This is a genomic window from Dehalococcoidales bacterium, assembly GCA_030698765.1.
Lineage (GTDB): Bacteria > Chloroflexota > Dehalococcoidia > Dehalococcoidales > UBA2162 > JAUYMF01.
On record JAUYMF010000084.1, the window covers coordinates 1 to 11,841 of the forward strand.

The 11,841-nt window shown below is 53.5% G+C and carries 9 protein-coding genes; 3 read left to right on the top strand and 6 right to left on the bottom strand.

What is annotated here, in order from left to right; genetic code table 11:
• From Q8Q07_03825 to Q8Q07_03835, 3 genes are all read left to right on the top strand, one after another.
• Positions 1 to 957: DUF5666 domain-containing protein (locus Q8Q07_03825; GenBank protein MDP3879419.1), on the top strand; the 957-nt coding region annotated here is incomplete at its 5' end.
• 423 nt (positions 958 to 1,380) lie between these two features.
• Positions 1,381 to 3,330 (top strand): aldehyde ferredoxin oxidoreductase C-terminal domain-containing protein, encoded by a 1,950-nt coding sequence (locus tag Q8Q07_03830; protein ID MDP3879420.1) that lies wholly within the window; start codon positions 1,381 to 1,383, stop codon positions 3,328 to 3,330.
• 175 nt (positions 3,331 to 3,505) lie between these two features.
• Positions 3,506 to 5,341, top strand: a complete 1,836-nt coding sequence (locus Q8Q07_03835; protein ID MDP3879421.1) for an ABC transporter substrate-binding protein — start codon at positions 3,506 to 3,508, stop codon at positions 5,339 to 5,341.
• Positions 5,342 to 5,485: 144 nt separating this feature from the next.
• Here Q8Q07_03835 and Q8Q07_03840 read toward each other — a convergent pair whose 3' ends face one another.
• The 6 genes from Q8Q07_03840 to Q8Q07_03865 all read right to left on the bottom strand — a co-directional run bounded on the left by Q8Q07_03840 (position 5,486) and on the right by Q8Q07_03865 (position 11,784).
• Positions 5,486 to 6,670 carry an FprA family A-type flavoprotein gene (locus Q8Q07_03840; protein ID MDP3879422.1) on the bottom strand — a complete coding sequence of 395 codons (1,185 nt, stop codon included), beginning with the start codon at positions 6,668 to 6,670 and terminating at the stop codon, positions 5,486 to 5,488.
• A 187-nt stretch (positions 6,671 to 6,857) separates the two neighbouring features.
• Entirely contained in the window at positions 6,858 to 7,958 is a 1,101-nt protein-coding gene (locus Q8Q07_03845; GenBank protein ID MDP3879423.1) for a hypothetical protein, read from the bottom strand.
• A 22-nt stretch (positions 7,959 to 7,980) separates the two neighbouring features.
• Complete coding sequence (locus Q8Q07_03850; protein MDP3879424.1) at positions 7,981 to 8,706, bottom strand: 4Fe-4S binding protein; 726 nt, start codon at positions 8,704 to 8,706, stop codon at positions 7,981 to 7,983.
• Positions 8,707 to 8,734: 28 nt separating this feature from the next.
• Complete coding sequence (locus Q8Q07_03855; protein ID MDP3879425.1) at positions 8,735 to 8,974, bottom strand: hypothetical protein; 240 nt, start codon at positions 8,972 to 8,974, stop codon at positions 8,735 to 8,737.
• A 109-nt stretch (positions 8,975 to 9,083) separates the two neighbouring features.
• Positions 9,084 to 9,761, bottom strand: coding sequence for a Crp/Fnr family transcriptional regulator (locus Q8Q07_03860; GenBank protein ID MDP3879426.1), 678 nt, complete (start codon positions 9,759 to 9,761; stop codon positions 9,084 to 9,086).
• A 181-nt stretch (positions 9,762 to 9,942) separates the two neighbouring features.
• Entirely contained in the window at positions 9,943 to 11,784 is a 1,842-nt protein-coding gene (locus Q8Q07_03865) for an ABC transporter substrate-binding protein (GenBank protein MDP3879427.1), read from the bottom strand.
• Between the last annotated feature and the right edge of the window lie 57 nt (positions 11,785 to 11,841).

Consider the following 11,841-nt stretch of genomic DNA (forward strand, 5'->3'; position numbering starts at 1 on the left):
GAGGAACCCGTCACACCTAATGCGCCAACTACTCCGACCACACCGACCACACCTGCAACTCCGACTACACCGACGACGCCAACCACACCGACAAGTCCGACGACTCCGACCACACCGACAACTCCAACTACACCCACGACACCAACGGAACCTGGTGAAGATTTTCATTTTACCGGTATCATCGAATCCATGGGCGCCGATACCTGGGTAATTGGCGGCAAGAGCTTCCGTGTCACCAGCGCTACCATGCTGGATACCGGTCTGGCGAACGGCGTTATCGCCACGGTAGAGTTTAGTATTGCCAATGGAGTGAACACCGCCGTAAAAATCGAAACGGCAGCGCCGGGAGTCGAACCTGACGATGACTTCCATTATACCGGTATCATCGAATCCATGGGCGCCGATACCTGGGTAATTGGCGGCAAGAGCTTCCGTGTTACCAGCGCTACCATGCTGGATACCGGCCTGGCGAACGGTGTTATCGCCACGGTAGAATTTAGCATTGTTGACGGTCAGAACACAGCTATCAAAATAGAGACAGAAGCTCATGCTGCCGGGCCGGGAGAAGATTTCAAGTTTACCGGAGTTATCGAGTCGATGGGCGCTGATACCTGGGTAATTGGCGGCAAGAGCTTTAAGGTTAGCAACACGACCATGCTTGACACCGGCCTGGCATCCGGCGTGGTGGCCACTGTGGAGTTCACCATCGCTAACGGTGAGAACGTCGCCAAGGAGATAGAGACAACAGCGTCTGGAGTCGGGGTATATGAGAACTTCCACTTCAGCGGTGTCATCGAGTCCATGGGTGCCAATACGTGGGTAATCGGTGGTAAGACCTTCAAGACTGATGCCGGCACGGTATTGGACACAGGCCTTGCCGCAGGGGTGACGGCTCGCGTAGAGTTCGTGGTGGAGGCGGATGGAAGTTTGCGGGCAACTGAAATCGAGACGCCGTAACGCTGACTGGGGAGGTATCCATTCAGGGTGGTGCCGAATTGCCAGGTTGCTGCCTGGAGAAGTGAAAAAGTAAACTTTAAGTAAGCAGGGGGGCAAGGCCCCCCTGCTTAGTGTTTCTAACGCTTCGTTAGTATGCCCCATAACCATACCGACGAAGCTTGTCCCGTACTCCGATACGGGAGTCGGACCGCACAGTGACTTGACGCCTGTCAGGTCATCGTTGTATCTTTTATTTGGGGGGAGTCTTCTCTTTAAGAGCGCTTGAAAGGCATCAATTCAGGATGGGGTATGTGCCGTGAAAGAAGTGTCATTCAAGTTTGCATAAGACAAAAGTCCTATACCACAGGCCGGATATCACCTAATATTTGGTCGAAGTTTATATAGTGGGTTGCAACTTGGTCACCTTGGAGAAGGGGGTGCGAAATGCGATACGGTTTAACGGGTGTTGATGTCGAGATAGACTTGTCGCGGAAGACTATCGAGAAGGTGCAGAACGACCCCAAATTGACTGAACTTTACCTGGGAGGGAAAGGGACAAACGCCAGGATACTGTGGGACAGGGTGCCTCCTGAAGTTGAGCCTTTTTCTCCCGATAATTTGTTAATCGTAGGTACAGGCGCCCTCACCGGCACTATTGTACCGTCGGCTAATCGCGCTACTATCACATATCTTTCTCCGATAATGGGAATCCACTCGTACTCCAGCCTGGGCGGTTATTTCGGCCCGGCATTGAAACACGCCGGCTATGACACGGTAATCTTCTCCGGCAAGTCTCCTTCTCCGGTATACCTGTGGATAGATGATGACCGGCTGGAGCTGCGTGATGCCCGTCATCTCTGGGGGAAAGATACCTTTGAAACCCAGCGCCTCCTCCGGGAGGAGATGGACAAGGATGATTTTGAAATCCTGTGCATCGGCCCTGCCGGTGAGAACCGGGTCTTTACGGCTACCGCGGAAAGCGGTTCCGGGGCCAGCGCCAGCCGGGGTGGCGTGGGCGCCATCATGGGAGATAAGATGCTGAAGGCTATCGTCGTCCGCGGTACTAAAGACCTTAACATTGCCGACCCGGCAAGAGTCGCCGAGCTGTGCGGGCAGCTCCTGGACCGGTCAGAGACAATAAGGGAAGAGGTTTTCGCCAATTTCGGACGCCAGAATGTTCAGGGATACACCCGGCAAGCCGGTTATGGCAACCGCAGCGGGGCGGTCTTCCCCGAGCTTAAAGAAAAGATTGACGGCGTGGGGAAAATGGCGCAGGAGTTCATGGAGGAGAAAACGGACCGGCGGGTGGCCTGTTATAACTGCCCGCAGCACTGCCACCGGGCTTACGCCCGCTCGGACGGCGGGTATATGGTTATCAAATGCACATCATGGGGAATGGGTATCGTCGCCACCAAGATATTTGATATGGACTTTACCCTGGCCTTTTATGATTTGGTGCAGAAGTACGGGCTGGACAGCATGGCGCTCTCGAACCAGATTGCTTTCGCCATAGATTTGTATGAGCGGGGTATTCTGACCAAAGAAGACACTGACGGAATGCACCTCGAGTGGGGAAATGCTGAAGTAGCCTTGTCTTTAGTTGACAAGATTGCCCACCGTGAGGGCATTGGTGACTTGCTGGCTGACGGCACTTACCGGGCGGCGCAGCGGATAGGCCGCGGGGCGGAATATTACGCCTATCATGTAAAAAAATATGACCAGCACCCCTTCAGGCGAGAGGGCTATCTCGGCCTGTCCGAGGCGATTAATGATAAGGCGGATACGACCAAACTTCTGGGCACTACTCCGGCCGCCATCTGGAAACGAGGAAAGGACTTCATTGACTCCTGGGGTTTCCACTATCCTGAAGATTATAAAAGATATGTGCAGACCCCTCCTGACCCTACCGGGGCTGACTATGAAGGCACGATAAAATATATGACCTATAATGAGGAAATCTTCAATCTGGCTGACCTCGCCGGTCTCTGCTATTTCTGGACCGGTCATTATGAGCCGCTGCCGGTGAACAGCCGGGCTTTCTATGCCGAACTGGTCTCCGCGGTTACCGGTATTGATATTGATGAAGCGATGGCGACGGAGATGGCGAAGAGGGTGGTGAACCTGGTGCGGGGATACAATGTCCGGGCGGGTCTCCGGCGAAAGGATGACATGTTGCCTGACAGATATTTTACGATACCGCCAGCCCCGGGAACATACAAGGCGGATAAAGTCCTCTTCAACAAGTGGGTTGATGAGTGGTACAAAGTGAGGGGATGGGACGGTGATGGTATTCCTGCCAGGGAGACCCTTGAGGGGCTGGGTCTGGACTACGTAGTCCGGGACCTGGAGCGGAGGGGGATTTTAGCCAGGCCGGCCACTGCGCTGGTGACATAAGGGGACTTGACAAATCTTTCTGCATGTTGATATCATAAGCACACTAGTGTCACTGGGTTTTCCGCACTTGATGTAACAAGTAAGCTTCAAACCCATTCATATATAATTCATATATAAATGAGTAAGGGTAGTAGTGTTTTGCTATTGCCCTGACAGGAGTAAAAAAGGAGGAAGAATGAGAAGCAAGTTCATCTGGTTGGTGGTGAGCGGTGTGATGGTACTGTCTCTGGTGCTGGCATCCTGTGCCCCGTCAGCGCCGACAACCCCGACAACCCCCACGACACCGACGACACCGACAACCCCCACGACACCGACGACTCCAACAACCCCAACAACACCCTCGACACCGGCGACAGAGGTTCCCCGGTATGGCGGAGTGCTGAATACCGTTGATAGTACCTCAATACGCGGTTTCGCCCCTGTCTTGATTCACAAGTCCTCGACTCCGGCCAATAACTTCGCCCTGGAGGCGCTCTGGGGAGGAGACTGGGCGAAAGGACCCGCCGGTACTAACGAAGTAGGCTACCTGGTATTTGTCGGCAGTTTCCAGTTCTTCGGCCCCCGTCTGGCGGAGAGCTATGAAATGCCTGATGATGAGACCCTGATTTTCCATATCCGTAAGGGCGTACACTGGGCGCTGGACCCGGACAGCGAGGCGGCGCGGCTGGTTGGCGGTAGGGAAATGACTGCGGAAGACGTGGCCTATTCCCTTAATGCCTGGTACTTCGACCCGGAGGGACATTGGCAGGCCAGGATAATACCCGAGGAAAGACCTAGCCTCATTGAGGCGACGGACAAGTATACCGTGGTGATTCACATGAAGCCGGGAACAGCCAGCTCGGTAATGTACAATGCTTCTGACTTCAGTGCTATCTTCCCGCCGGAAGTGTATGAGAAGTACAACAAGATGCGGGACTGGCCGGCCATGGTGGGCACGGGACCGTTTATCATTACCGACTATATCGCGGACAGCGTGTTGACGTACAAGAAGAACCCTGATTACTGGCAGGTGGACCCCGTTGGCCCGGGCAAGGGGCAGCAACTGCCTTACCTGGATGGCGTTAAGCTGTTCATCATTTCGGACCGGTCCACCCGTATGTCAGCATTACGTACGGCCAAGGTGGATGTTCTGCCGGGAGAGCCCCCGGGCAAGGCCGGGCTTACCTGGGAAGATGCCGAGCAGATGCTCAAGACCAACCCTGACCTGGAGTATGTGAGGTATCTGAGCCGGGCTCCGGGCGGACTGGAAGTAAGAGTGGATAAACCGGAACTACCCTGGTACGATGTCAAAGTCCGCCAGGCGATGGTGATGGCGATTGATTACGATACCATCATCAAAGACTACTTCCGCGGTAACGGCGCCCTGGCTTACCCGATAGTACCCTATCCCGAACACATGCCCATGTACACGCCGATGGAGGAGCAGAACGAGACAGTCCGGGAGATGTACAGCTATAACCCGGAGAAAGCGAAACAGATCCTGGCTGAGGCCGGCTATCCGAACGGTTTTACGATTGAAGTGATTACCGAGGAAAGAACCGCTGACGAGTTAACCCTTCTGAGAGAATACCTGAGTCGAATCGGCGTTAATCTGGATATCCAGGTAAAAGAGCGTACCGTGTTTATCTCCATCTCTGAGGGCGCGCAGCACAAGCACGCTGTTTACGGAGACTTGTCGGCGTCGACGGCGTTCGCCTTCCACCCCACCAATCCCACCGATACCTCAAACGTTTCCCGTGTGGATGACCCGTACGCCAACCAGGTATATCTGGATACCAGGGCGGACTACATCTTTGATGAGCCTTCTCTCTGGCCATTGATGAAGGAGTTCAAGCAGTGGGAGATTGAACAGGCCTTCGCCATCCAGTTCCCATCACCTATGGTGTACCACATGTGGCAGCCGTGGCTGAAGAACTACCATGGTGAGGACTACCTGGGTATTTCAACGCGCCACTACTGGACCAAACATGTCTGGATTGACACGGCCCTGAAGAAGTCAATGGGTTACTAGGTACCGGGTCATACCGGAAGACAGAAGTAACGAAGGCTGGCGGTAGCTACCGCCAGCCTTCTCTTTTCATGAAATAGACTGAGTACGTTTCCCTTTTTACCCTTACCGGCTTCGTTCCGGTATTACCGGCGGGCTCAATTCGTCTCAGGAGAAATTGTTTTCCCGGTGCTTTACGGCGATGGTAGCCGCCAGATTGTCCAGCGCCCTGAAATCAGCTTCCCTGGGGAAGCCTTTACAGAGTACCGGCTCCAGTATTTCCACCTTCAGACTGGAGATCATGCCGGTGAGTTGCTCGACTGTCTTGCCTCCCCAGCCGTAGGAACCGATAATAGAGATAAACTTTAGTTTAGGCCGGAGGGCATTGGTCAGAGAGGTGGCGTAGGCGATACTGGGATGAGCGCCGGCGAGTACGGTAGGCACGCCGAGGACAACGGTAGCGGCGTCTACCAGCGCTATCGCCAGCTTCCCGGAATCGGTTACGGTCATGTCGAACTGTTTGACGGTGACCCCGCTCCGGACTAAAGCTCCGGTTAAGTAGTTGACCATCTCATAGGTGCTGCCGTGCATGGAGACATAGGGCAAAACGACGATGTTTCCCGGTTCATCAAAGACCCAGTGGTGGTAGGCATCCAGTATAAATTCCGGCCGGTTATAGATAGGGCCGTGGCTGGTGGCGATGATGTCAATAGCGTAGCTCTTCAGGTTTTCCAGGTTCTGATGGATGTTGCTGCGGAAGGGCATCATGATTTCGGCGTAATACCTCTTGGCCGCTTCATGGGATTGCCATTCATCAGTGACAAACAGATCGCTGGTGGCCAGATGAGCACCGAAGAAATCGCAGGAGAACAGTATTTTCTGTTCTTTCAGGTAGGAGGACATCGTCTCCGGCCAGTGCACCCAGGGGGTATAGACGAATTCCAGGGTTTTGTCGCCCAGGGACAGGGTCTCACGGTCGTTGATTATGATGAACCTGTCTTCCGGAATCGGCAGCAGGTCAATGAGCATTCCCTTGCACCTGAGATTGGTGACGACTTTTGCCTGCGGGTATTTCTCCAGGATGACGGGGATAGTGCCGGAGTGGTCCTGCTCGGCGTGATGGGCGACTACATAGTCCAGGTTTTCAATGCCAAGCTCGGCCAGGTGATTTAGCAGCACATCCCGCATGCTGGGGTCTACCGTGTCGATAAGGGCTGTTTTCTCACTCCCCTTAATCAGGTAAGAGTTGTAACTGGTACCATCGGGCAGCGGTATCAGCGCATCAAACAGCCGCCGGTTCCAGTCCACTGCCCCCACCCAGTGGGTTCCGGGTCTGATCTCTCTCGTCGTCATTTCGCTTCTCCCCCGGTTATTTCTATTCGCCTGGTCTATTACAAATCGGGATGGGTCTATATGATAGCGTAAGGAATAATGCTTGCCCTTGTCAATAAGTACCAGTACTATTTTTGATGACAGCGGGCAGATGGTCTGATGCTAAAGGAAGATTGAAATGGTAACAGCTCTGGCTGACTCCGGGTGATTACAGCCTGAATTTGTCTTTCAATATCCCGGAGAGCTCTCCCAGATAGGAAAAAGCCTTCTCGACGAGCTGTTCCTCAACGGTTAGGTCAGTGCTATTTTCGCAAGTTGCGGCTTCATCACTGGCGCCGACCCGCCCCGCATTCTTAAGGCAGCACCGCGCCGGTGCGATCAAGGCCTGCCGGGCGATTTGTCGGGAACTTAAGTCAGTATTCAGGGATACCACCTCCCAGTAAGTTGAAAGGCGTTCCGCCAGCGTCTCCGGAGTCTCTCGGTTGAGATTGTCTGAATCAGTGGGGACGATGCCCCATGATATAATACCGCCATTCTTGATGAAATCGGCGATATCACTGGCGTATCCTTTGGGCATTATCTCCATTTGATAGGCATCAAATGATAGCACTTCCACGCCCATGGTTAACAGGTACTGCAGGTTGACGCTGGCACAGAGGTGCAACGCTCTGAGTCCTTCAAAACCAGCCATGAAGTCCTGATAGTCCTGTTTGGCTTGCATATCATTGTAGCCTGACAAGCCGCTGAAGACCCAGCCCAGTCCGGGCTCGTCCATCCAGACAAAGGCGTTCTCATTCTTTGCCTTGAGTTGCCGGTACTGGAGGTTGACCTTCTTCTGGATAAAGTCGTAGAGCAGTGCCCTGACTCCTTCATTATAAATGATAGGTCTGGAGTTCTCGTCAGTCACCCTGAAACCGAAGCTGACCGGCCCCGTTATTTGCCCGCGGACAGCCGGATAGCCGCTGAGGTCTTCAGCCAGGAAGCGCCGGTAGGTAGCTGAATACTGCTGGCTCAGGGCAAAGGTCTCCGGCTCGGTCATCTTCCGGGAGTAATCGTTCAACTCCTCTTCAAAACGGTTGGTATCAAAGGTTATCTTTGCATTTTCAGTGTCGACGGTTATCCCCGGAAAGTTCTGTGACGTCTGCACATACATATCTTCGTAGAAGCTGATATTGGGTAGCTGAGGAAAGAAGGTGACGTCCAGACTAAGGGCCAGTTTCATGGCACTCTCGATGTCCCGGTGGGGCATGATACCCATGGCGGTGGTCTTGCAATCAGCTTCAAAGTTCAGCCTACTATTCTTCATCATTCAGACTGGTTCAGGCTCTCTATCAAGGTTTGAGGTCGCCCCTGACGCCGACGGTTATTTCCCGGAAGGGGATATCCTTCCCACTCGATTGTACCGCCTGTTGTGCCATGTGTACCAGTCCGAAGCAGCAGGGTACTTCCATGTGGACTACCGTCAGGCTTTTGACGTCTGATTGGCGCAGGATTTCTCCAAGTTTCTGCAGGTGCGCCTGGAAATCATCAAGCTTGGGACAGGCGACCAGCAGGCTGTGGTCTCTCAGCAAGTCCCGGTGAAAGGCGGCGTGAGCAAAGGGAACACAGTCCGCCGTCAGCATCAGGTCGGTACCTTGCAGGAAAGGCGCTGCTGGCGGAACGAGGGTAAGCTGTACCGGCCACTGGGTTAACATTGACGGCTGGGGTGCCGCTGTGCCGGGGGCGGCTTCCGCCGTGTCCGGACTGGCGAATTGAGTTACCGTTGATGAGGGACAACCACACGGTAATTCATCTCCGGCAGATTTGTCCTGTTCCATGAATAGTTTGACCGCCTCCTCATCAAATTCCTCGGCGGTCCTCTCTTCGATGGTGAGCGCTCCTTCAGGGCACTCTCCGATGCAGGCCGCCAGGCCGTCACAATACCTCTCGCTGATGAGTTTTGCCTTACCATCAACAATCTGCAGGGCGCCCTCAACACAGGACGGGACGCAGATACCGCAGCCGGTGCACATTTCCTCATCAATTTTTATGATTTTTCTTAACGTTCTTGTTGTCATTAACTGCTCCTTTATCTTCCGAAAGTAATCAGCTCGGCTGGAAATTGTCTTTAACCTCCCGCCACCTTTCCTCGCCCAGGCATTGCCGTGCCGAAGCGCACCAGTCAATGCAGGAAGGCATTTTATCACGGTAGACCACTTCACCGCACTGATGGCATTTTACTCTCATTTCGTCAGAGAAGATTTCCACTTCAGCGCTGCAGTTGGGGCATTTGTACAGGGACACCCGTAGCTTCCTTAAATCCTGCCCCGGACACTTGCTGTACATTCTGTCACCTCGTCTACTGGAATACTACTTTAAGTATATCTTATAACGTGTCGGTATTGCTGACTATGATTTGCATCATATAACGACTGGCGGAAGCCGGGTACCGGGACTATACTTGTGGCGGCCCTTCACTCAGGAGTTTAAGTTTTTCCTGGTTGGTGATAACTATCTGGCCGCGGCTGGAGCGGATGATTCCCCGGTTCTTGAGGTTGGTCATAACCCGTATTGTCGTTTCGGTGGTTGTACCCGCCATGTTGGCGATGTCCTGGCGGGTGAAGGGCAGGGTAGTGCCCAGCTTTGAAGAGAGCATCAGCAGTATGCCGGCCAGCCGTTGTTCAACCCTCTCACTGGCCAGGTCGCGCAGGCGGTTCTGCGCATCTCTGAGTCTTCCGCCCAGCACGTTGATAATCTTGAGGGCTACCCGGGGGTGATTGGCCAGAAAAGAAAGGAAGTCGTCCTTTTTAATCTCCAGCACTCTGGTTTTAGTTACAGCCTGAGATGAAGCTGGATAGGGCTTATCTTCGAAAACGGCGACCTCGCCGAACATTTCCCCCGGCCCAAAGAAAGCGATGACAAATTCCTTTCCGGACGAGGAGTGCTTGATAACTTTCACCTGTCCTTCAGTAAGGATATAGAACCAGCGGGCTTCATCTCCTTCCCAGAAGATAAATTTATTTGACATAAAGCAGCGTTCGTTGGCGAGGGCAGCGAGTTCATTAAGCTCGTCTTTGTTCAGGCTGGAGAAGATTGGCGTGCTTTCTAAGGTTTGAGTCCGGCTGTGCTGCAATTTCGTTAGCTTCTCCCGGTAATTGTTGATTGATAAAAGTGTGTTGCTGAGGGAGATTATAACATATGTAACCGGAACCGGTCTGGTTGACCGCTAAGTCAGTCGTAAAAGTGAGAGGGGGGATGGCGGTTTATAACCGCCATCCCCCCTTTGGAGCAACTGTTTTTGTAATAATTGGGTGTCAGTAGCCCATGGATTTCATCAGTCCCTGGTCAATCCAGACCCAGGTAGGCCAGTTGTAGGGAGTGGTGTAGCCAACGATCCACTCGCCGTGGTAGTTCTTGACCCATGGCCACCATGCCGTATAGGTGAAGGGGCCGGGCAGTGCAATGTACCAGGCTTGCTCAAGGGCGTATTTGTAAGCCTCTTTGACGATAGCGGCTGCCTTGGGTTCATCAAACACGTAGACTTGCTTAAAGTCTTCCTGCGCCTGGTTCATTACCGGGTCATCAACCAGGCTGGCATTGATGTAGTCCAGCGGCTGGAACTTGTGCCAGGCGTAAGGCGTGACTACGGAGCCACCGCTAAAGTAGGCTTCCTCATGTGTCCTCCCCCGCCCGATGGAAGTCCAGACACCCCTTTCCTTGACGGAAATGTCCAGGTCAATCCCTACCTTACTCCAGTAGTTTTTCACCAGTGACAGCAGGTCGACATCATCAGCCAGGGCAATTACTTCCATTTTGAAGCCGTTGGGATAACCAGCCTCAGCCAGGAGCTGCTTGGCTTTATCCGGGTTATAGCTGAAAATATCCCGGACAATCTGTGACTGCTCCTCAAGCGGAGTGTAGTGAGACATGTACATGGAGATAGGGGCTGCCGGGAAAGCCAGCTTTTCAGCGCGGCCGCCAAAATATTCGCTGACTATCTCATCTTCATTGATGGCCATCTGCAATGCGTGTCTGACATTGATGTTATGCCAGGGCTGTTCCGGCCTGTCCATCCTCATCGCTATTACCTGCGGGTCTAACGGGGGTTCCGCAAAATTTTCCAGCTCGGGTGTAGTCTGCTCCAGGGTCGCGAAGTCTTCCCAGGCAATGCGTGATAGCTGGTGTATCTTGGCGGTACGAAATGCCGCCAGCCTGGTTGACCTGTCAGAAATGATGAGCATCTTGGCGCCATCTATGTAGGGCAACTGGTTCCCTTTTCCCGGGCCAACCGGGTCTGTCATGTAATAGTCAGGGTTCCTGGAGAAGGTAGCCGAGCTGTCAGCGACGAAGTCCACCAGCATGAATGCGCCGGTGCCCACATTATTTCTCCAGTCTGAATAGGCATTGGCCCCAAATTTTCCCACCGGCTCGGGGGGAAAGATTGCCAGGAAGCTGTACGTGGCCTCAAACAGGGACTGGAGCCACCCTTTGGTACCTTTTAACTCGACGGTATATTTGTCCAGGGCTGTTACCGATACCGGATGTTCCGGGGGTGTCATTCTGGCTTTGAAGATGGCTCCCTCTGTCTGATACGCGCGATTGATAGAGAAAACGATATCGTCAGCCACGAGTTCTCTGCCTGCCACCAGCCGGCTGGCTTCACTGTCCGGATTGAGGTGAAAGCGGACTCCCTTGCGGATATGGTAGATGATGGTCTCGTCATCGGGTAACTCGTAGCTCTCAGCTATAGCCGGGGCATTCAGATTAATTAGCGGCACCCACGTCTCAAAGTTGGTCTCGCCGGTTCCGGCCGGTCCCTTTGCCCAATCTCCAACGTAGAGGTTCTCGTTGGTGAGAGACACGGTATAAGTTGAAGCCTGGTGGGTATAAACAGGGTCGAACCTGCCTGTAAATGGACTGGCCGTAGTGTAGTAGAGTATACCTCCGTATTCCGGTATTTCAGTTGGCACAGTCGGAGTCGTCGGTGTCGTAGGTGTGGTGGGTGTTGTCGGTGAGGTGGGCGTAGTTGGAGTTGTTGGTGTGGTGGGTGTGGTCGGCGTAGTGGGTGTGGTGGGTGTGGTCGGGGCGCAGGACGCCAGTACCAGGGATAATACCACGAGCCAGCTCATTCCCAGCCATATGAATTTTCGCTTCATCTCTCCTCCTCTTGAGTAGCTTTTCCTGTGCGCTACCCTTCGCACTTTTTGGGGAAT

Excerpts from the sequence above, each read along its gene's own strand:
- Q8Q07_03830 (MDP3879420.1), top strand. The coding sequence starts at position 1,381 with ATGCGATACGGTTTAACGGGTGTTGATGTCGAGATAGACTTGTCGCGG.
- Q8Q07_03835 (MDP3879421.1), top strand. The coding sequence starts at position 3,506 with ATGAGAAGCAAGTTCATCTGGTTGGTGGTGAGCGGTGTGATGGTACTG.
- Q8Q07_03840 (MDP3879422.1), bottom strand. The coding sequence starts at position 6,670 with ATGACGACGAGAGAGATCAGACCCGGAACCCACTGGGTGGGGGCAGTG.
- Q8Q07_03845 (MDP3879423.1), bottom strand. The coding sequence starts at position 7,958 with ATGATGAAGAATAGTAGGCTGAACTTTGAAGCTGATTGCAAGACCACC.
- Q8Q07_03850 (MDP3879424.1), bottom strand. The coding sequence starts at position 8,706 with ATGACAACAAGAACGTTAAGAAAAATCATAAAAATTGATGAGGAAATG.
- Q8Q07_03855 (MDP3879425.1), bottom strand. The coding sequence starts at position 8,974 with ATGTACAGCAAGTGTCCGGGGCAGGATTTAAGGAAGCTACGGGTGTCC.
- Q8Q07_03865 (MDP3879427.1), bottom strand. The coding sequence starts at position 11,784 with ATGAAGCGAAAATTCATATGGCTGGGAATGAGCTGGCTCGTGGTATTA.